The organism is Thermostichus sp. MS-CIW-30 (assembly GCF_054058015.1).
Map to the genome: position 1 here is coordinate 1 of NZ_JBSRZW010000011.1, position 19,950 is coordinate 19,950.

Sequence of the window (19,950 nt, forward strand, 5' to 3'; positions counted from 1 at the left end):
GTCAGGACTTGGGTCATGGTTCTATCGTAACTTCCGCATTCCTCCCGACACTGACCCTACGGGTACAGTGCGGGGCTCCTGCGATTTCTAGCTGACCCTAACCAGCGGGCGGTTTCTGCTAGAAACCCATCAGACGAGCAACAGCGGACAGCTCAGGGACAACGCCGGTGTGGATAGGAGCGGATCCCTGGTGGCTGGCCGTGTCCGGATCCTTAAGGCCATTGCCCGTCAGCACGCACACCACCTGTGCTCCAGCAGGCACCTGCTCTCGCCATTTCAGCAATCCTGCCACCGAGGCCGCGCTGGCCGGCTCGCAAAAGATCCCTTCTTCGGATGCCAGGAGACGATAGGCTGCCAGAATCTCCTCGTCGGTGACGCTATCCACCTGACCGCCGCTCACCTGCACTGCCGCCTTGGCCTTCACCCAACTGGCAGGATTGCCGATGCGAATGGCCGTGGCCACCGTCTCTGGGTGTTCCACCACCCGGTTCAACACCATGGGGGCAGCACCGGCAGCCTCGAAGCCGTAGAGACGAGGGCGACGGGTAGCCTTGCCCTGCTGGCGGTACTGGCAAAACCCCATCCAATAAGCCGTGATGTTGCCCGCGTTGCCCACCGGAATACAGAGCCAATCGGGGGCATCCCCCAAAGCATCCACCACCTCGAAGGCGGCGGTTTTCTGCCCTTCCAAGCGGAAGCGGTTGACCGAGTTCACCAGGGCCACCGGGTAGGTTTCCGCCAGCTGCCGCACCATAGCCAGCGCTTGGTCGAAGTTGCCTTGAACGGCGATGATCTCCGCCCCGTACATCAGGGTTTGGGCCAGTTTGCCTTTGGCCACGTAGCCATCGGGGATCAGCACATAGGCCCGCAGACCTCCTTTGGCCGCAAAGGCAGCAGCCGCCGCCGAGGTGTTGCCGGTACTGGCGCAGATCACGGCCTCTGCTCCGGCCTCTTTGGCCTTGGACACCGCCATCGTCATACCCCGATCCTTAAAACTACCGGTGGGGTTGAGGCCCTCCAGCTTCAGGTAAACTTGGCAGTCTCGCCCCAGCCGTTGGCTCAAAGCCGGGGAAGGCACCAGAGGCGTGTTGCCCTCATGTAGCGTGACCACAGGTGTGCTGGCGCTGACGGGGAGCCATTCCCGATAGTGCTGGATCAGGCCGGGCCAAAGCCCCACTTGCGCGCGGGATCCGGCTATACGAGGGGGATGGGTGGGATTCAGGGTCGCCATGCCGCAGAGGACACCGAGGCTAATCAAAGACCGGCTTTCTCACTGTAGCTGTTCGTGGAGGGGTTCGTATCCACCTCCCGCAGCGGCGGCAGAAACATCTTCCTGATCCCCTCTCTTCAGAAGCTGGGGAGCGGAGGAGCTGCAGGTCGCAAGGCCAGAGCCTGCACCAGAGAGCGCAACTTCAGACGAATCTCGGCCAGCTCTTGCTCTGGGTTGGAGTCAGCCACAATCCCGGCACCGGCATACAAGCGGGCCCAATTCCCCCGAATTAGGGCGGAGCGGATCCCCACCACAAACTCGCCATTGCCCTGTAAGTCTACCCAGCCCAAAGGAGCAGCATAGCTGGAGCGATCAAAGGGTTCCAACCGCTCTAGCCACTGCAGCGCCGCCTGTTGGGGATACCCTCCCACCGCTGCCGTCGGGTGGAGCTGGGCCAGCAGATCGAACAGATGTACATCGGCGGGGAGCTCCGCCTCGATCAAGGTTTGCAGATGCTGGATGTTGGCTAGACGGAGCAGCCGCGGTTGCGGGGAAATGCAGGGATCCATTCCCAACCGACTCAGAGCCTCCCGGATCGAGCGCACCACCCACTGGTGTTCGCGGCGGTCTTTGGGGCTGCGGAGCAGCTCCTCGGCCAACTGGCGATCCTGGACAGGGGTGGCGCCGCGGGCGGCGGAGCCGGCTAAGGCATCGATCTGCACCCGGCCTTGCCACACGGAAAGCAAGCGCTCCGGGGTGGCCCCCAAGAAAACCTGGGGAAAGGCCCCCTCTTGGACCAGGGGGAGAGGCCTGGCCGGCAAATTCCCCCGAGCATCTGCCTCCAAGGACTTCGGCCCGCTGACGCCAGCGGCAAAGGCAAAGATGCTGCAATCGGGATGATCTGTTTCCAGGTAGGCCAGCAGGGACGGGATTGACGGCGGGACAGGCAAGTGCAGATCCACGGCTTCGGCCAGCACCACTTTCTCCAGGGATCCCGCCTGAATCACCTGCAGGGCTTTTTGGATGCGCGCCAAGAGGGGGGCTTCCTCCAAGTTCACTGGCACAGGAGCTTGCAATTCCCACGAGGGCAAGGGGGATCGAGAAAGGCGCTCCATTTGGGCAAAAAAGGCGGTGATCTGCCCGGCCAAAGCTGCTAGGTCACTTTCGGGAGCAATTTCCAGATTGAGCCGCGCCACCGCCAGAGATCTCCAGGAGCCTGGTACCTGCAACAGTTGCCAGCGCGGCAGAACCAGCGCCGCCCCCCCATCACTCCTGGGGCTGAAACCAAGGCGACAGAAACACAGGGGGCGTTCCTGCCGGCTGTCTGGGAATCTTCCCACTTCCGAGGGCTCCGTTCTGCCAATGCAAGCGGCATGGACGTGGGGCTGCAGCTCTTCTACAAAGCTCCGTGCCGCCCGCAAGCCCCCTTCTCCCGAGAGATCGACCTGCCGCAGGGATCCCCATCCCAACACCCGCACCCTTTCCCCGTGGGCCTTGTGGGAGAAATAACAGTAGCTCGGGAATCGGTTCGTGGGGAGAGAACCCAGCTTCTGGGCCAGCACCGCCAGCGGATCCAGCTCTGGGATGGGCTGGGACAAGCTGAGGATTTGGGGCACGCCCCGCGCCCGCGCCATCTGTTGGCAGGCGGCTAGGAAGGGATCCCAGTGGCGCCGATTCCCCGTCTCGCCTGTCCAAGCAGAAGTGCGCATCGGCGGCCATGCTCTCGGCCACTCCAGGCACTCAAGCGTACCGTGGGCATTCCGAGGGGAAAGAGAAGAGGTCATGCGAAAGAGCAAAGAGAACGATCCCACCTTGGCCGAAAACAGGACACCTGTCGATGGAGACCGGCAGGAGATGACTTTAGGATAAGAGATTAGGAGAAGAGCCGGCAGCCCGGGCTTTTGGGGGCCAGATCTGAGGAGCTTCTTCACGGACTGCAAAGTTTCTTAGCATCCTGGAGAATGCTTCCTAAGGCGCTCTACCTTACAGAACAGATATAGACAGATCCGGAGACGGGCCCCAGAGCAGGCTTGCTCCCCAAGGAGAATTCGCATGCATCCAGATGTCGGCCAAGTGCAGCCACCAGCAGAGGTCGCATGGAGTGACCCCTCCCGCCGGCAATTGTGGATGGCTGCCCTCAAGCCCCCCATGTACAGTGTGGCGATCATGCCCATCTGGGTGGGATCCGCCATTGCCTACGCCCAGTCAGGGGTACTGGATTTGGGGGTTTTGGGGGTGTTTTGGGGAGCTGCCATCTGCATCTTGGCCTGGGTCAACCTCAGCAACGACGTGTTCGATGCCCAGACAGGGGTGGACAAAAACAAACTCCACTCCCTGGTTAACCTGACGGGCAAGCCGGGGCAGGTGTTTTGGGTGGGGAATGCCTTTTTGGCCCTGGGTCTGCTGGGGATCCTGTGGCTGAGCTGGCGGCAATGGGATCCGACGGTGCTGCTGTTGGTGCTGCTGGCCTGTGGGCTGGGCTATGCCTACCAAGGGCCGCCCCTGCGCCTGGGCTACCAGGGCCTGGGGGAGATCCTCTGCTTTTTCAGCTTTGGGCCGCTGGCGGTCTCGGCTGCCCACTACAGCCAAAGCCAGACCTGGTCGCTGCCGGGGTTGGCAGCCTCACTGGTGGTGGGAATGGCGACCAGCTTGATTTTGTTTTGTTCCCATTTCCATCAAGTGCAGGATGACCTAGCCTGCGGCAAGCGCTCGCCGGTGGCCCGCCTGGGGACTTTGCGCTCGGCCCGCCTCATCCCCTGGCTCTGCGGCAGCCTTTTTGGCCTGATGCTGCTGTTTGTGGGGCTGGGGATCTTTCCAGCTTGGACCCTGCTGAGTTTGGCGGGGATCCCGTTTGCGGTGCGGCTCTCCCGCCTGCTGGGGGCTTACCATGACCAGCCGCAGCGGATTAGCCATTCCAAGTTCATTGCCGTCGGCCTCCACTTTTGGCTGGGGCTGTTTCTGGGGTTGGGGTTCATCCTCAGCCGCTATGGCTGAAGGCTGAAAAGTCGGCTTAAGGCTAGGTGTGCGCGGGATCCCTCCGGTGCAGCCGGCAAAATGGGATAAGCTACAGCCTAGAGTGCTAGCTCAGAGCGTTGGCTCCAAGGGGAGTGGTCAGTTCGGGTCGAGGTGAGGCGGCAGCAAGAATAGGATGGGGCGATTCTTCAATTCCAACCTGGGAGTGGCGCTGTTGGGGAGCAGCATCTTGGCTGCTTTGGTGGGCTGGGCCTTGTCGATCGACATCGAAGAAGTGAAGGTGGAGTCTCCTCCCCCCGACCAGCCCCTCTCGGTCAGCCGCAGGGTAGATATCTTGGGTCGTCGGGGAGGCCATCAGCGGTGGCGACTGATCGCCGAGCAGGTGGATCTGGCAGCCGGGCAACAAGTATTTGAGCAGGGGGCGCACGGCTACTTCTACGGAGAAAGCGCCGACCGACAGGAAGGGGTGCCGGATCCCTTTTTTGATAGCAGCGAGCAGATGACTTGGCGGGCCAAGCGAGCCCGCTACAATGCCACCGCCGACGAGCTGTATTTGGATGGCGAGGTGGAGGTGAGGAGCGACGATGGCAGCTTGCTCTTGACCAGCGCCCTGAGAGTCACCCCCGAAGAACGCATCGAGGTGCCCGCGGAGTTCACCCTCAAAGGCCGGGAAATGGTGTTGCAGGGCCGCTCTGGCTCGTTTAACTTTCAATTTGCCCTTCTCAGCGCTCAGCAGGGCAAGCTGATAGTGTTGCCCCCAAACGGCTCGGCACCCACCTCCACCACCATCACCGCCGACCAGATCACCTACGACCGCACCCAACAAGTGGCTCAGGGGAAAGGGAACCTGCGCATTCGCGAACGTGGCATCGAAATTCGCGCTCCCCAGGGCACCTACCTGCGCCAGCAGGCCCAAAGCATTCTCTCCGGCGGTGTGGTGTTGCAAGAGGTGGCCGGCGACAGCAGCCGGGATCCCTTATTGGCCGATCTGCGCTTGGCCCAGGCCTCTCCCGGCCCGGAGGCGACCCCAGACCAACAGGATCAAGAAGTCACCATCATTGCCGACCGCCTCACGTACGACCGCAACACACAAATTGCCCAAGGGGAAGGCAACCTGGAGATCCGCCAGGGGGAAACCATCATCCAGGCGGCCCAGGGCACCTACCGCCGCCGCGAATCCCAAAGTCTGTTGACGGGAGGAGTTACCCTGGAAGAACCCGGACGGGTGCTCACCTCCGCCCGCCTGGAGGGCAACCACCGCGACAAGATCTTCTTCTTTGAAGAGAACGTCCTTTACCGGCAGATGGCTGCCTCTACCCCCACGCCCGGCGGGGGATCCCTGACAGAGGAGCTGCGCCAAGCCGAAACCGAGGTGCGGGCTGCCCGCCTGGTTTACAACTCCCGCACCGGCACTTCCGAGTTTAGCGATGCCGTCGAGTTCATCCAGCGGGGGCGCAGGGCCAAGGCCAACCAGGCCACCATCACCCCTGAGAAAGTGGAGCTGCGGGGAGAGGTGGTGATCGAGCAGATCGAGGGGGAGTGGCTGGCGCGGCGCTTGCAAAACTCAGAGACCCAGGCGGATGTGGATCAGCCGACGGTGATCTACGCCGACCGGGTGGAGATCGACCAAGCCAGCGGCGATGCCCGCTTCTTCGGCAATGTGGTTATTGTGCAGGCCAACCGCGCCATCGAAGGGGATCGCGCCGATTACTTTGACCGAGAACAAATTTTCAAAATCAGCGCCGAACAGGCTCCTGTGGTGCTCTGCGATCGGGGAGAGGTCGGCCGCCTTCCCGGGGAGAGCACCCAAGCTCTGCCGGGCCGCAACGCGCTGGATCAGATGTGCCGGGGCGCCAATCGCCTCAGTGGCAAGCTGGTTACCCTGAACATAAAACAAGATGAATACACCGTCGAAGGGGACGGGCAACAGCAGGGCATGTTTCAGTTTCGCATCACCGACGCCCTCTGATGGGATCCCCCCTCGGGGAGCCATCTGTGGTTTTTGATCGTCCAGGTTTGGCTGAGGTTGTGATCCGAGGTGATGTCATGACGGCTCCACTCGCCGAGGGCAAACTGCGCAGAACCCCTGCTCAAGCGGGCAGCTTTTGGGGATCCCTGAGATTGGGGGCTGCCTTTTTGGAGTTTTATCTCTTCAAAGAGATGATTCGCCCCTTCTTTCTGGGAGTGGCCGGGGGGACGGTGCTGATGCTGGGCAACCAGCTGTTTATCTACACCGATCTGCTGGTGAAAAAGGGCGCCCCTCCCCTGACCATTTTGCACATTCTCCTCCTCAATTTGCCCGCCATTTTGGTGGTCACCTTTCCCATTGCCGGCCTCTTTGCCACCTTGCTCACCCTGGGCAAAATGGGAGCCGACAGCGAGATCACCGCCCTGCGTGCTGCTGGGATCCCCTATCGCAAAGTGTTTATCCCCGTGCTCTGTATTGGCCTGCTGATCAGCGGCTTGGCGCTGTTGACCAATGAAGTGATTGTGCCGGAAACCAACCAAAAGGTGAAAATCCTGAACAAGAACCTCATCTTGGCTCAAGATGCTCTTTTGTTTAATCCAGAAGAGATCGTGCGGGTGGATGATGATCTCTGGTTTCATGTCGGATCGATTGACCCGAAGACCGGCTTGATGCAGGATTTGTTGATCCTGGATCGCAAAGCTGAGACCGGCCACCTGCGCTATCCGCAGGTGATCTCCGCTCAAACCGCGCAGCAGGTGGGCCAATCGTGGCAACTGCGAGATGTGGTGATCCGCCGTTATGACGAGCAGGGGCGCACCTACTATGAAGGCCAGGTGGAAGAAATGCAGCTCAACATCGTCAACAAACTGGTGGGCCTGGTGTACGCGGAAAAAGTGCCCCAAGAGCAACGGGCGGGGGAGCTGTGGGAGCAGTGCCAGCGATATCGAGCGGAGCAACGCCCTTCTGCCGATGTGGCCCGCTGCCTGACGGAATACCACCTCAAGTTCGCCATTCCTTTGGCCAGCTTTTTCGCCATCTTGGTGGCTGCCCCCTTGGGCCTGCAAACGGTGCGGCAAACGGGGCGCTACGGCGGCGTGGCGCTAGCGATTGTTCTGGTGTTTATTTACTATGTACTGATGAGCCTGGGACGAGCGATGGGTCGAGTGGAGCATATCGATCCCTGGCTGGCTGCCTGGTTGCCGAATATGATTTTCGGTGGGGTGGGCTTCTCTTTACTGTGGCGGTTTTTACGGTGAAATCCTGCAACTTCCCCCCTGACTTCAGCCCTTGGGCAAAGTGGTTGGCTCTTTGCTGGGGCGGCTCCCTGTGGTTGGGGACGGGGGAGGCCGTCTTCGCCCAGTTGGACCCCCTGCCCACTGTTGGCGTCGGCGGGACGGAGTTCTCTCTGGAGGGCTACCAGCGCTTTCGGTCAGCGCAAACACTTGCTCAGCGCCTGCAACTGGCCCGCCGGGCTTCCAGCCCAGAACCGATGGCTGCCGCCGATGAGGAGCCCATCACCTTGGCCGAGGCGCAATCTTCTCTGCCTGCTACAGCCTTGACTGCGGCAACCCCACCCCCTACGGCCCCGGTTTCAGACTTTGGATCCCCTCCCCTTGCCAACTCTCCTGAAAAGCCCCTCACGCCAGAAGAACTGAACCGACAGCGGCTACAACGGCTGTTGGCCGAAGGGGCAGCAGCCCATGCTCGGCGACAGGCGCAGCAGGCCCAGGCAACACCTTCTCCCCAACCCCCTTCACCGGCGACGCCCACCGCGGCAGTTCCCAGCCTGAACTCCCTTCGGCTTTCCCAGCCCATGACTTCTCAGGCTGAAGCCCTGCAGGTGGAAGAGCAACCCTGGCTGCGCCCCACCAAGGACTCCGTCCCGCTGACGCGATCGGAATCCAATGGCGAAAACCGGGCTACGGCCCAACTGCAAGGTGGAGCCGGTTCAGAGGCAAGGTTAAATCGGATCCCAGCTTCCCCCAAGACCATTCCTCCCCTGATCTCCCAAGCCGGTGGGAGCTTGGATTTGGGCGGTGTCCTGTTGGCAGAGGCCACCCCTGGGTCGGGGCTGACGGGATCCCCTCCAAGGGGAACGGAAGCCTTTATCCCCACCGCTGGCTCACCCCTGGCTCCTCAACTGCTGGAGCAGTTCCCCCTTTTGCGGGATCTGGGCACCGGGGCAGATGCCGTCTCGGCGACAGGGAACGTTAGCCAGGGATCCCAGATTCGCCAGCAGCTCTCGGCCACCGCGCAGCGGCAAATTCCCCTTGACCCGGATCAAATCAACGTGAGTGGGGATGTGCTCAGCTACATCGCCGAACAAGACCTGGGCATTGCCGAGGGGAACGCCTTGATCCAACTGGCTGACGGCACCCGCATCACCGGCGACCGGCTGCTGTTTTATCGGCGGGAGCGACGCCTGCGCAGCGAGGGCCCTTTTCGCATGGAGCAGCCCCCTGGCCCCCAAGGGCGGGGGATCCGGCAAATCGAAGGGCGAAATTTGGATCTGGATATCCCCGGTCGCACCGCCCAATTTGAGAGCTCGCTAGTCATTCTGCCGGGGGAGGAGCCGGGCACCAAGGTCTTTGTGCGCAGCCAAGAGACCACTGCCATTTTGGGGGATCAGATCTTTTTCGAGAAAGCCACCGTCACCACCTCGCCAGAGCCACCCATCACCCACTACGTGCAAGGGGATCGGGTGGAGGTGTTTCCCGATGACCGGGTGATCGTCTACGACGCCCGCGTGTTTGCCGGCGGCGAGCTGACAGAAGCAGGGGATCTGCGGGCGGGCCTTCAGGTCGCCTATTTCCCCCTGTTCATCTACAGCCTGCGGGATCACCAATGGGTGCTGCCGGGGCGCAGCGAGACAGAGGGGGTGTTTGTCAAATCCAGTTGGGCCTACCGCTTCGACGAATACAACTTCGGCGGCCTGCGGCTGGATGCCATCCAGAAAAAAGGGGTGGGCATCGGCTTCCTGCACGACTACATCCTGCCCATCCCGGACAGTGTCAACTACGGGCGAGCCCAGTTTTACTTGGTTACCGAAGCTGACCAACAGCGCTTCTCCAGCCGTTTCCGCATCGACCACAACTTCGACTTCTACGCTGCCAACCTCTTTGGGCAGGAAGGCCAACTGCGGGGACAGCTCAACCTCAACCTGGACAACACCTACCGTCCTGCCGGCGGACGCAACGACAACGCCGATCTCCGCCTCAACGCCACCTTTCAGGGGGATCTCTCCACCACCACCCTCAACATCAGCCGCACCGGATCCCAGGAGCGGGGCATCTACAGCTTCCCCCTCACCCTCAGCCACACTCAGCGCTACGGGGGCGTGCATTGGCTGCAATCGGATCTGCGCTTGGACTACAACCAGCGGGTGAGCGTCAAAGATGGCCCCGACTTTGCCGATGCGCGGTTGACGCTGGGCACTCAACTGACCCCACCCGGTTGGGGAGGTACCTATCGCCTGGCCTACCGTGCCTACAGCAGTTCCAATGGCGACAACGAGCCGCGTCGCAACTTCGAGCTGGCCTTTAACCCCGACCTCATTCGCATCACGCCCGATATTGCCCTCAGCAGCGCCCTCACCCTAACTCAAGAGCAACAGCCGGATCAGGAGGTGGGGGCGGGCCTCCACTTTTTCAATCGCTACGAGCTGCGCTCCAGCCTCCAGTTCAACGATATTCAACCGGCTCCCTGGATCACCTTCATGCCGGGTTCTATCGATTACACCCAAGTCCTCTACTCCACTCCTGACCAGGAGTCTACCGTCAGCCTCAACCCTCGCCTCAGTCTCAGACCTGCCGACTGGAATACCATCGACCTGCGCTACAGCCGCACCTTCTACGGCAACAATTCTGTGCCCTTCCAAACCCTCTCCACCAGCCCTAAAGATGTGGATCGCATCAATGCCAACATCAGCTTCTTTACGCCCCGCGATCCCCTACCCGATGTGCCCCCAGGCTACATTGCCTTTGAAGATGACCTGCCCGGCGAGCTGCCGATAGCCCTGACCTTCCCCGACGATACCCCGGAGGATTTGGCAGCGATTGCCTCCCGCAACTTGCAGGAGCTGCAGGCAGAGGTGAGAAACTTGGTGCGCCTGGACACCAGCTTTGGCTACGACTTCGTTGCCCAGAAGTGGGACACCCTCAACGCCAACTTCACCTGGAACACCGCTCCCGATCTGTTCAACATTCAGTTGCAGACGGCCTACGACCTCAACGAAGGGCAGTTGCAACCGATCCGTCTGGAATATCGGGGGCGCAGCAGCACCACGTTTAACCGGGATCAACGCTCCGGCCTGGATGTGTATGAGCCGGGGATCAGCTATGCGCTGCAGGCGGTTTACGATCCCCGGTTGGGCCAGATCTCTACCTATGGCCTGGAGCTGGATGCCACTCTCGGCACGCAGTGGCAAAACCACTGGCGGCTGCGCCTGGGCCTGACGGAAGCAGGGATCCGCCGGGTGGAAGTTCGCCGTGACCTGCGGGATTTTGAGCTGCGCTTTGCCTACGATCCGGTGGCAGAGTCACTGCGCTTGGAAGGGATCCTGGTGGCTTTCCCCAGTCGCCCGGTGGGCCTCACCCAAGAGCGGGGAGATTTTCAACTGACCTCTCCCATCACCTCCCCTATCGGCACCTTTCTGCTCCGCGACGCCGAAGCGACCGGCTGGGATGGCCTCAGGCCCTGATCCCCGCTTCTCCAGGAACCGCCGCCGGCAGGATCCCTGCCAACAGTTGCGGCGGGTTAGGTGATGACGTCTGGCTGCTGCCGACCGGTGCGGGCGCGAATCTGGGCAAGGTGATCGGCCAGTTGAATCTGTTCGGCCAAGGCCGCTTGGGGCTCCAGGCCATGTCGGGCCGGATCCAGCTCCAATCGCTCCAGGTACACCCGCAGGGTGGCTCCGTGGGTGCCGGTTCCCGAAAGCCGGTAGATGATGCGGGAGCCATTTTCAAAGCCGATGCGGATCCCTTGGTGGCTGGTGGTGCTGCCGTCTACGGGATCGGTGTAGCTGAAGTCATCGGCATAAGCCACTGTGTGGGATCCCAAGCGCTGGCCCACCCACCCAGGCAGGGAGCGTTGCAAGTCTGCCATCAGCGCCTCGGCCACCTCCACCGGCAGTCCCTCGTAGTCGTGACGGGAGTAGACGTTGCGCCCATAGGTGCGCCAGTGCTCTTCCACGATCTGCCGCACCGGCTGCCGTCGAACGGCCAAAATGTTCAGCCAAAACAGGACGGCCCAGAGCCCGTCTTTTTCCCGGATGTGGTGAGATCCGGTGCCGAAGCTCTCTTCCCCGCAGAGGGTGACCTTGCCGGCATCCAGCAGGTTGCCGAAGAATTTCCAGCCGGTGGGGGTCTCGTAGCAAGGGATCCCCAGCTTGGCCGCCACCCGATCCGCCGCCTGGCTGGTGGGCATGGAGCGGGCAATTCCCGCCAGACCTTCTCGGTAGCCGGGTACCAGGTGGGCATTGGCAGCCAAGACTGCCAAGCTGTCGCTGGGGGTCACGTAAAATTGGCGGCCCAGGATCAGATTGCGATCCCCATCCCCATCGGAAGCGGCCCCAAAGTCCGGCCCATCTTCCCGAAACAACAGTTCCACCAATGAGCGGGCATGCACCAGGTTGGGATCCGGGTGTCCGCCGCCAAAATCCGGCAGGGGCTGCCCGTTGAGCACACTGCCCTCTGGTGCTCCCAGGGATCCCTGGAAAATGGCGTGGGCATAGGGGCCGGTGACGGCGTGCATGGCGTCGAAGGCAATGCGGATCCCAGAGGCCAGGTAGTCGCGGATGGCCTCGAAATCGAACAGACGCTGCATCAGGCTCAAATAATCGGCCACCGGGTCGATGACGGACACCGTGAGGGACCCCAGCCGTTGCTCGCCCAAGCGATCCAGATCGACATCGGGAGCTTCCAGGATGCGGTACTCCCGGATCTGCTGGGTGCGGGCGTAAATGGCCTCAGTCACCTTCTCCGGGGCAGGGCCACCGTTGCCGATGTTGTACTTGATGCCGAAATCCCCCTGGGGGCCGCCGGGGTTGTGGCTGGCAGAGAAGATGATCCCCCCGTAGGCGCCGTACTTGCGGATGAGACAGGAAACCGCCGGCGTGGAGAGGATCCCTCCCTGCCCCACCAACACCCGCCCAATGCCGTTGGCCGCCGCCATCTTGAGCAGGATCTGAATGGCCTCGCGGTTGTAGTAGCGGCCATCTCCCCCCACCACCAGGGTTTGGCCGGCGGATCCCTCTAGGACATCAAAAATGGATTGGACGAAGTTTTCCAGGTAGTGGGGCTGCTGAAACACCGATACCGGCTTGCGCAGGCCAGAGGTGCCGGGTCTCTGGCCAGGGAAGGGCGTCGTGGGAACGATGCGCAGGCTCATAGGCTGCCGGAAAAGCTGCTTGCTCCTCTACTATCTCATCGTTGGGCCTCTCGTTTGGGCTGAGCAGAGTTCTTTCCCCTCCACCCATTTGTGGATGGGTTGAATGGATGCATCGATCTCCGCTGGTAGCCCTCCATCTTCAATCCCCTGGCTTAACCACCCACTCCACCGGGGTTTTGCTGGGATCCGGCAATTTCAACGAGAACAGCCCCGCCGCCAAGATCAAGAGGGTGGAAAACCAAAGACAGCCCTCCAATCCGTAGAACTGGAAGAGGATCCCAGAAGTTACCGTCCCCAACAGCCGCCCGCCGGAATTAGCCATGTAATAAAAGCCCACATTGAGGGCTACGTCGTCGTCTTCCGTGTAGGCCAGCACCAGGTAGGAATGCACTGCCGAATTGAAGGCAAAGACGATCCCGAACAGGATCAAGCCGCCGGTGATCACCAGCTCCGGTGCCAGCCCGGCCATGAAGGCTGTGGCAATGATCGCCGGCACCGCCGTCAGCACGAAGGTCCAAATCTGGATGGTGCGGGCCTTGGGAGCACGGCCAGGGCGACCCCCACCCAGCAGTTGCGGCGCTACAAACTGAATGAACCCATAGCCGATCACCCAGATGGCCATGTAACTGCCCACCTGCATAAAAGTCCAGCCCAGCTCGTCGTAGAGAAACACCGGCAGGGCCACCACAAACCACACATCCCGCGACCCAAACAGGAAAAAGCGAGCTGCCGAGAGGATGTTGATCTCTCTGCTCTTGGAAAACAGCCGCTTGAAGGGGATCTTGGCCTTGATTTTGCCCATGTCTGCAGGCAGCAGCGCCCCCGAACAGAAGATCAAAGCCAACGCCCCCGCCTGGACAAAGTTGGCCATGCGGAAGCCCATGGGATCCCCGTAGATTTCGGTGAAGATCTGCAGCAGGGCCGCTCCCACAAAGAACCCCACCCCCTTGAGGGCGTTTTTGGATCCCGTGAGCATAGCCACCCAACGAAACAGGCGGGATTCCGCTTCTTTGGGCACCACCAGGCGGATGGCGCTTTTGGAGCTCATCTTGGTGAGGTCTTTGGCGATCCCGGCCAGAGCTTGGGCCGTCATCACGTAGGCCACCTGGCCCCAGACCGGCCACTGCATGTTCAACACGCCCAGCATCACCAATCCCAAGATCTGGATGGCAATGCCGCCATACAGGGTCAGCCGCAGGCCAAACAGGGATCCAATCCACCCGCCCAGGAAGTTGGTAATCACCCCGAAGATCTCGTAGAAGAGAAACAGCATGGCAATTTGGATCGGGGTAAAGCCCAACTTGTGGAAGTGCAGCAGCACCAACATGCGGATGGCGCCATCGGTGATGGTGAACCCCCAATAGGCCGCTGTAACCAGGGCGTAGTTGCGAACCGCAGAGGCTTGAGCCGTCGAAACAGAAGTCATGGGCAGGTCTCCAAAGGGGATCTATAGACTGCGGGCCACTTTGCGGGCCAGTTCCGCCATGCGGTTGGCGTAGCCCCATTCGTTGTCGTACCAGGCCAGGATCTTCACCTGGGCGCCATCCACCACCATCGTCGAGGGCGCATCCACAATGCTGGAACGGGGATCCCCTTTGAAATCCACCGAGACCAAGGGCAGCTCCTCATAGCCAAGGATGCCTTTGAGTGGGCCCTCGGCTGCCGTTTTTAAAAGGTGATTAACCTCCTCCACAGTGGTGGGCCGCCTGACCTCAAACACGGCATCGGTTAGGGAAGCGTTCAAGAGAGGAACACGCACCGCAATGCCGTTCAACTTGCCGTTGAGTTCGGGGTAAATCAGCCCAATGGCCGTGGCCGAGCCGGTGGTGGTGGGCACCAAAGACAGCAGAGCGGAGCGGGCCCGCCGCAGGTCTTTGTGGGGGGCATCCACCATGGTTTGGGTATTGGTGACGTCATGGATGGTGGTGATCACCCCGTGAACAATGCCGATTCCCTCGTGGATGACCTTCACCAAAGGAGCCAGGCAGTTGGTGGTGCAGGAAGCCGCCGTCAGCAAATGGTGCCGGGCCGGGTCGTACAGGTGATCGTTGACACCCATAACAATGTTGAGGGCCTCTTCGTCCTTGACAGGGGCAGCCACAATCACCTTGCGCACCCCCGCTTTGAAGTAGGCATCCAGCTCTGCTGCCTTGACAAACTTGCCCGAGCATTCCAGCACTAGCTCGATCCCCAACTCTGCCCAGGGCACTTCACCAGGAGACTTGTGTTCGCTAAAGGTGAGGGTTTTGTCCTGAATGCGCAGCCGGTTATCGGATCCCTCAATGTCGATAGCCCAGCGGCCCTGCACCGAGTCAAACTTCAACAGGTGGGCCGCCGTCGCAGCTCCCCCTTTGATCTCGTTGATGTGGGCGAATTCCAGCTCTTTCCAGCCCCAAGCAGCCCGCAGCACCAGCCGTCCGATGCGGCCAAAACCGTTGATGCCCACCCGCACTGCCATAGCATTGACCCTAGACTTGTCCAGAAGGGATCCCGCTCTCTCAGGGCAAATCCCGCCTCGACTTTATCAGAACGCCCTAGTCGTTTCAAGACAAGTTGATGGGTAGGGTCAGGAGAGACTGGCCGATGGGGGTCGGTTCACGGTTGGCCTTGGGAAATGTTGCCGAATGTCCTGAAATCCAAAAGGGATCCGCTGAGGCAGCCCCAATCGACAACAGGGCCTATCCTGTAGCCGATTTGCAGTCCAGATCCACACCTCTGGGCAACAATTCGCCCAACCCGGCAACCGGTGGCGTGACATACTCCCATCGCTGACCCTACGGGTACAGCGTGGGCTTCTCGCTTCAAAGTGCTACGCACCGCTGACGCGAACGGGGAGCCTACGCAAGAACCCTCCACGAGCAGACACGGAATGCCCTACCGCGTAGTTGCACCAGATTCCGGCAAAAGCCGTTTTGTGCAAGTACTCCCACCATACACCATGTGGGGGTATCTGTATCTCGACACTGACTCTACGAGTACAGTGCGGGGCTTAGCTACCCCCACACCCCGACAAGCTAAGCTGGGAAAAGTTGTGCTTTTCTGGATGTGCCCCCGCCGCCTCAGCCTTCTGTGCAGGATGACTTTCCTCCCTTACCCCCCCCACCTCCCCGTTCTCCGGCTTTGAGGGTGGTGGAAACGGCTTTTTTGGCCAGTACGGCAGCCTTGATCTGGATCCTGAGCTACACGCCGCTAGCTCCTTTCATGCGCCTGTTTTTCCCCATTCCGGTGGCGCTGGCGGTGATGCGCTGGGATCCCCGCACAGGGGCAATGGCCCTGGCAGTCTCCGGCCTGTTGCTGACGGTGCTGATAGGGCCCACGCGCAGCATTCTCTATGTCATTCCCTATGGTCTGCTGGGCTATTGGTGTGCCCGCCTGTGGCAGCAGCGTCTTTCCTGGTACGTCTCGGTGGTGAGCGGGGCTGTGCTCAGCGCCCTGGGCTTGATCTTTCAGTTGGTGCTTTCCTCCCTACTGGTGGGGGAAAACCTCTGGATCTACGTAACCATTCAACTTACCGGCCTAACCAACTGGCTCCTGGATGTGTCCCTCAGCCGATGGGGCGTCTACTGGGTGGCAGAACCCTGGATGGTTCAGGTGGTGGTGGTGGGATTTATTGCCTTCAATTCCCTCATCTACGTATTCACGGTGCATTTGGTGGCCGCCCTGGTGATGGAGCACTTTCGTTGCCCGCTGCCACCCCCGCCGAAGTGGGTACAGTTTTTGCTGGATTAGCAGCCCCTGTGAGTTGTACAAGAGCAGAGCAAGCTGCTCTACAAATGAGTTCTTGACAAATCTTGACAAATGAGTTCTTGGCAAAAGTCCCACCCTATTGCCATGCAACGCTACAGGAATGCAAGAACTGGAAGGTTCTCTGCTAGGATCGCGGTAGCGGGACGGAGTCCTTTCGCGTTAGCGGGACGGAGTCTCGTTGGGATCCTGGTGGCAACAAGATATCAAGATTTAAGACTGCGATTATGGCTTCCCGCAAGAATCAACTGGCTATTGACAATGACGAGCTGATGCGTCGGGTAGAGGCTCTGATCAACGCTTCCAAAAATCGCTATCGCATCACGGTACAGGTGGCCAACCGCGCCAAGCGCCGCCGCTACGAGGATCCGGATGATATAGAAGATGGCTGGATGAAGCCAATCCGCCGCGCTGTCATCGAAATGTCGGATGAACTGACTGAGCCGGAAATCATCGGCGATGAGTAGTCACTAGACTTGCGGCCTGCTGGCGCGACCGCCCTGTTGAAACTGCTAGCCGGCTGAGCGGCTAAGGGTAGAAGCTTTCGGCAGCCGCCTATTTTGTCAATTTGTCAAGTCGTTTGCAACGGGATCCCTTTCCCGCAGGCGAGCCTCGAGCCGCGATTCCATCAGGTGCAGCAAGCGGTGGGTCTCCTCTGGGCTGAGACCCTGGATGCGCATCTCCAAGGGGCTGTGGAACCAGAGGGTCTGCTGCGGGAAAGGAATCTGGATCCCTGCTTGATCGAAGGCGTGCTTGAGGCGACGGCGGTATTCCCGCGCCACCCTCCACTGCTGCAGGGGCTGCACCTTGATCCAAATGCGCAACGTGATCCCCCGCTCCCCCAGATCATCGACACCGTGCATTTCGGGGGGCTCGAGAATTTGTTCCCGCCAAGCCGGCTCCCGGTACATCTGCAGAGCCACCTGCTCGGTGATGCGTATCGCCTGTTCCAGATCGTTTTCATAGGCGATCACAATCCCCAGATCCACCCGTGACCAGCCGTTGGAGAGGTTCTCCACCACCCGGATGGCACTGTTGGGAATGGAGATCAAGCTGCCTTCGGTGTTGCGCAACTGGGTTAGCTAAACCGCCGGGAAGCCCCGCACTCTCTGCAACAGCAGGAGGGTCGGGATGAAAGGCGTATATATCCTGTGCCATAATCAACATGGCTGTACAAAACGGCGTTGCCGGAATCTGGTACAGCTACGCGGTGGGACATCCCGTGTCTGCGCGTGGAGGGTTCTTGCAGTAGCTCCCCGATGAAGCGCGAAGCCCACGCTGTACCTGTAGGGTTAGTGATGGGAGTATGTCACAGACGCTGGCAAAGGTGCTGAGGCGTTTGCTGAGGCGATAGGTGGGGGCATTTTGCTCTTGGCGCAGGGCAGCAAAGAGGTTATCCAGTACCAGTCCACTCAGCCAAACACTGCCATAGGTGGCCAGGCCCACCCCTGTCAACCGCAACAGAGGGCCGCGCAGCGAAACCAGGAAAAACGTTTGCAGGGGTCGCGTTTGTGGGAAAAGGCCCAAGCTCACCCCGACTCCGCCCACCCACAGGCTAATTTGCACCAGGCGCAGCAGGCGAATTTGCAGCTCCAAGTAGGATTCCTGCCGTTTGCGTCCGGCCTGTTGTTCGACCAAGACGGGATCCACGCCCGGCTGCTCTTCCCCCGCTAGGCGCTCCTGAATCTCTGCTTGGATGGCCTGGTATTCCGTCTGCAGGGCATCGCGTTTTTGCTGCAGCCGTCGCCGTTTTCGCTGGCAGAGCTGGCTCAGGCTCCCTACCACAGCCAAGATGCCGAGGGCAATCACCGCTTGGCGGCGCAAAAATTGAGGCTGCCGTTCCCGTTGCGAGGTGCGCAGCGCTTCCTCGACAATGCCGGCTACTTGCTCAGCCCAGTCCATGGGTTGGGCGCCCTGGAATTGAGCATCGAGGGAGGTGATGGTTAGCAAATGTCGCCCATTCACCCGGATAACAGGCTGGTTGGTCTGGCCGTCCAGGGTGACTTCAACCTGCAGCGCCTCTGGATCGAATCCGGCGCTGGCCAACTGGTGCAGGGTTTGTTCAATGGAGCGCACCCGCTGCAACACCGGAGGCAGGCTGCCGGGATCCCCCTGGGGAGCAGTAACCACAAACAAATGCCGCCCATCCAGCGTCACGGCCTCCGCCTGGACAGAGGAGGTGGGGAGGCTAAGCGCTTGCCGCAGCTCTTCTAGGGCATCCAAACGGTTGAGCAAAGGCAGGTTGGAGGTGGTGCCGTTGTTTTCGGCAGCTTCCTGCCCCCATGCGGGCCCGCCTATGGGGGATAGGGCAAAAGATGCACCGAAAAGGAGAGGCCACAACAGGGATCCCGTTTTCCCCGGCTTCGGCTTGTCTACCGATCGCAGTTTGTGCAGCATGAGCCGTTTGCGTCAGCGGTGCAGAACACTTTAACGCCTCACTCCAGAAAGAAGAAAGCAATCCCGAGGATGGCATAGGTGGCCAAGAGCAGTAGCCCTTCCAGCCAGTTGGAGCGCCCATCGCTGCTGACGGAATTGATCAGCAGCACCGAGACTGCAATGGCCACCAACTCCACCATGCCGAAGTTGAAGTTCATGGGCTGATGCAGCACATCCCCGGCCAGCACCAGCAGAGGTGCCACAAACAGGGCAATTTGCATCGTCGAGCCCAGCGCCACCGAGAAGGAGAGATCCATCTTGTCTTTCATGGCCACCGTGATCGCCGTCGCATGCTCTGCCGCGTTGCCGATGATCGGCAACAAAATCACCCCCATAAACAGCGGCGTCATGTGAAAGTGTTCCAGCGTGTCCTCTAGGGTGCTCACCAACAGTTCCGACTCCAGCGCCACCAACACCGTCAACCCCAAGAGGGCCAGCACCCAAAACCCCAAACCGGCTCCCTCGGGCGGAGCCGTCAACACCTGGGGAATGGATCCTTCCGCCTGCAAAACCGGATTGGGGGCCAGGCGATTGGCCGCCTCATCTTCTGCGGCTTCTGCTTCGTGAAGGGCGTAGAGGTAACTGTGGGTTTTGAGGGAAAACAGCAAAGTGAGACCGTAAACCCCAATCAGCACCAGGGCTACCGCCGTGGATAGCTCTTGGATGGAGATCTCCCCCAAGTTGGCATCGGTGTAGGTGACCACGCTGGGCAAGATCAAGGCCACCACCGCCAGGTTCATCACCGAGGCATTCATGCGGGCCACCTCGGGTCGAAAGCTCTGCTCCCGAAACTTGATCCCGCCCAAAAACATGGCCAAGCCGGCCACCAGGAGCAGGTTACTGATGATCGCGCCGGTGATGGAGGCTTTTACCACATCCACCAGCCCCGCCCGCAGTGCCACCAAGCCGATGATCAACTCCGCCGCATTGCCAAAGGTGGCGTTGATCAGCCCCCCGACTGTCGGCCCTGTCAAGGCTGCAATCTCTTCCGTGGCCTGACCCATAAACTTTGCCAAGGCCACCACCGCCAAAGCCGCACAGAGGAAGACCAGGTTGGGATCCCAGCCCCGGAAGTGCCCCACCCAAGATAGGGGAACCCCCAACAGCAGCAGGAACATTATGCTGTTCAGACCTCTCTGCCAACCTGATGCAGAGCGATCCGGGGAAATCAAAGGATTTGCATTAGCCAGGGTCATGGTTCACAAGGGGAAAATAAGGTAGCGAGGCTGTT

15 protein-coding genes are annotated in these 19,950 nt (G+C 60.6%); 7 read left to right on the forward strand and 8 right to left on the reverse strand.

From position 1 onward, the window contains the following. Positions 1–118: 118 nt before the first annotated feature. Both thrC and ACVWXW_RS06550 read right to left on the reverse strand, forming a co-directional pair. Positions 119–1,231 carry a threonine synthase gene (gene thrC, locus ACVWXW_RS06545; RefSeq protein ID WP_414407018.1) on the reverse strand — a complete coding sequence of 371 codons (1,113 nt, stop codon included), beginning with the start codon at positions 1,229–1,231 and terminating at the stop codon, positions 119–121. Between the two features lie 116 nt (positions 1,232–1,347). Further along, a complete protein-coding gene (locus ACVWXW_RS06550) occupies positions 1,348–2,919 on the reverse strand; it encodes an isochorismate synthase (protein WP_457403262.1) in 1,572 nt (523 codons plus the stop codon). Positions 2,920–3,262: 343 nt separating this feature from the next. On the opposite strand from ACVWXW_RS06550, the gene menA reads away from it, so the two are divergent. The 4 genes from menA to ACVWXW_RS06570 all read left to right on the forward strand — a co-directional run bounded on the left by menA (position 3,263) and on the right by ACVWXW_RS06570 (position 10,851). Further along, a complete protein-coding gene (gene menA / locus ACVWXW_RS06555) occupies positions 3,263–4,204 on the forward strand; it encodes a 2-carboxy-1,4-naphthoquinone phytyltransferase (protein ID WP_457403264.1) in 942 nt (313 codons plus the stop codon). Positions 4,205–4,358: 154 nt separating this feature from the next. Continuing rightward, entirely contained in the window at positions 4,359–6,152 is a 1,794-nt protein-coding gene (locus ACVWXW_RS06560) for an LptA/OstA family protein (protein WP_457403265.1), read from the forward strand. A 77-nt stretch (positions 6,153–6,229) separates the two neighbouring features. Continuing rightward, positions 6,230–7,408, forward strand: coding sequence for an LptF/LptG family permease (locus ACVWXW_RS06565; protein WP_414343355.1), 1,179 nt, complete (start codon positions 6,230–6,232; stop codon positions 7,406–7,408). Beyond that, positions 7,390–10,851: a hypothetical protein gene (locus tag ACVWXW_RS06570; protein ID WP_457403266.1), complete on the forward strand. Its 3,462-nt coding sequence runs from the start codon at positions 7,390–7,392 to the stop codon at positions 10,849–10,851. Before ACVWXW_RS06565 ends, ACVWXW_RS06570 begins: the two co-directional genes overlap by 19 nt. A gap of 56 nt (positions 10,852–10,907) precedes the next feature. Here ACVWXW_RS06570 and ACVWXW_RS06575 read toward each other — a convergent pair whose 3' ends face one another. The 3 genes from ACVWXW_RS06575 to ACVWXW_RS06585 form a co-directional block, all read right to left on the reverse strand. Continuing rightward, positions 10,908–12,539, reverse strand: a complete 1,632-nt coding sequence (locus ACVWXW_RS06575; protein ID WP_457403267.1) for an alpha-D-glucose phosphate-specific phosphoglucomutase — start codon at positions 12,537–12,539, stop codon at positions 10,908–10,910. A 139-nt stretch (positions 12,540–12,678) separates the two neighbouring features. Next, the gene (gene arsJ, locus ACVWXW_RS06580) at positions 12,679–13,965 is read right to left on the reverse strand and encodes an organoarsenical effux MFS transporter ArsJ (protein ID WP_457403268.1); all 1,287 of its coding nucleotides are present in this window, start codon (positions 13,963–13,965) and stop codon (positions 12,679–12,681) included. Between the two features lie 21 nt (positions 13,966–13,986). After that, complete coding sequence (locus ACVWXW_RS06585) at positions 13,987–14,997, reverse strand: ArsJ-associated glyceraldehyde-3-phosphate dehydrogenase (RefSeq protein ID WP_457403270.1); 1,011 nt, start codon at positions 14,995–14,997, stop codon at positions 13,987–13,989. Between the two features lie 125 nt (positions 14,998–15,122). On the opposite strand from ACVWXW_RS06585, the gene ACVWXW_RS06590 reads away from it, so the two are divergent. The 3 genes from ACVWXW_RS06590 to ACVWXW_RS06600 all read left to right on the forward strand — a co-directional run bounded on the left by ACVWXW_RS06590 (position 15,123) and on the right by ACVWXW_RS06600 (position 16,750). Continuing rightward, positions 15,123–15,311 carry a hypothetical protein gene (locus ACVWXW_RS06590; RefSeq protein WP_457403271.1) on the forward strand — a complete coding sequence of 63 codons (189 nt, stop codon included), beginning with the start codon at positions 15,123–15,125 and terminating at the stop codon, positions 15,309–15,311. A 273-nt stretch (positions 15,312–15,584) separates the two neighbouring features. Then, positions 15,585–16,268, forward strand: coding sequence for a DUF2232 domain-containing protein (locus ACVWXW_RS06595; RefSeq protein WP_414409010.1), 684 nt, complete (start codon positions 15,585–15,587; stop codon positions 16,266–16,268). A gap of 242 nt (positions 16,269–16,510) precedes the next feature. Beyond that, positions 16,511–16,750, forward strand: a complete 240-nt coding sequence (locus tag ACVWXW_RS06600; protein ID WP_011433877.1) for a DNA-directed RNA polymerase subunit omega — start codon at positions 16,511–16,513, stop codon at positions 16,748–16,750. Between the two features lie 96 nt (positions 16,751–16,846). Here the strand turns inward: ACVWXW_RS06600 and ACVWXW_RS06605 are convergent, their stop codons facing one another. The 3 genes from ACVWXW_RS06605 to cax all read right to left on the reverse strand — a co-directional run bounded on the left by ACVWXW_RS06605 (position 16,847) and on the right by cax (position 19,837). Further along, a complete protein-coding gene (locus ACVWXW_RS06605; protein ID WP_457403272.1) occupies positions 16,847–17,356 on the reverse strand; it encodes a mechanosensitive ion channel family protein in 510 nt (169 codons plus the stop codon). A 130-nt stretch (positions 17,357–17,486) separates the two neighbouring features. Continuing rightward, positions 17,487–18,680, reverse strand: a complete 1,194-nt coding sequence (locus tag ACVWXW_RS06610) for a hypothetical protein (protein ID WP_457403273.1) — start codon at positions 18,678–18,680, stop codon at positions 17,487–17,489. Positions 18,681–18,718: 38 nt separating this feature from the next. Beyond that, on the reverse strand, positions 18,719–19,837 hold the full coding sequence (cax, locus tag ACVWXW_RS06615) for a calcium/proton exchanger (RefSeq protein ID WP_457403275.1): 1,119 nt from the start codon (positions 19,835–19,837) through the stop codon (positions 18,719–18,721). Positions 19,838–19,950: the final 113 nt, after the last annotated feature.

Bases quoted from the DNA above. Each gene is read 5' to 3' on its own strand.
- thrC (WP_414407018.1), bottom strand. From the start codon at position 1,231: ATGGCGACCCTGAATCCCACCCATCCCCCTCGTATAGCCGGATCCCGC.
- ACVWXW_RS06550 (WP_457403262.1), bottom strand. From the start codon at position 2,919: ATGCGCACTTCTGCTTGGACAGGCGAGACGGGGAATCGGCGCCACTGG.
- menA (WP_457403264.1), top strand. From the start codon at position 3,263: ATGCATCCAGATGTCGGCCAAGTGCAGCCACCAGCAGAGGTCGCATGG.
- ACVWXW_RS06560 (WP_457403265.1), top strand. From the start codon at position 4,359: ATGGGGCGATTCTTCAATTCCAACCTGGGAGTGGCGCTGTTGGGGAGC.
- ACVWXW_RS06565 (WP_414343355.1), top strand. From the start codon at position 6,230: ATGACGGCTCCACTCGCCGAGGGCAAACTGCGCAGAACCCCTGCTCAA.
- ACVWXW_RS06575 (WP_457403267.1), bottom strand. From the start codon at position 12,539: ATGAGCCTGCGCATCGTTCCCACGACGCCCTTCCCTGGCCAGAGACCC.
- arsJ (WP_457403268.1), bottom strand. From the start codon at position 13,965: ATGACTTCTGTTTCGACGGCTCAAGCCTCTGCGGTTCGCAACTACGCC.
- ACVWXW_RS06585 (WP_457403270.1), bottom strand. From the start codon at position 14,997: ATGGCAGTGCGGGTGGGCATCAACGGTTTTGGCCGCATCGGACGGCTG.
- ACVWXW_RS06590 (WP_457403271.1), top strand. From the start codon at position 15,123: ATGGGGGTCGGTTCACGGTTGGCCTTGGGAAATGTTGCCGAATGTCCT.
- ACVWXW_RS06600 (WP_011433877.1), top strand. From the start codon at position 16,511: ATGGCTTCCCGCAAGAATCAACTGGCTATTGACAATGACGAGCTGATG.
- ACVWXW_RS06610 (WP_457403273.1), bottom strand. From the start codon at position 18,680: ATGCTGCACAAACTGCGATCGGTAGACAAGCCGAAGCCGGGGAAAACG.
- cax (WP_457403275.1), bottom strand. From the start codon at position 19,837: ATGTTCCTGCTGCTGTTGGGGGTTCCCCTATCTTGGGTGGGGCACTTC.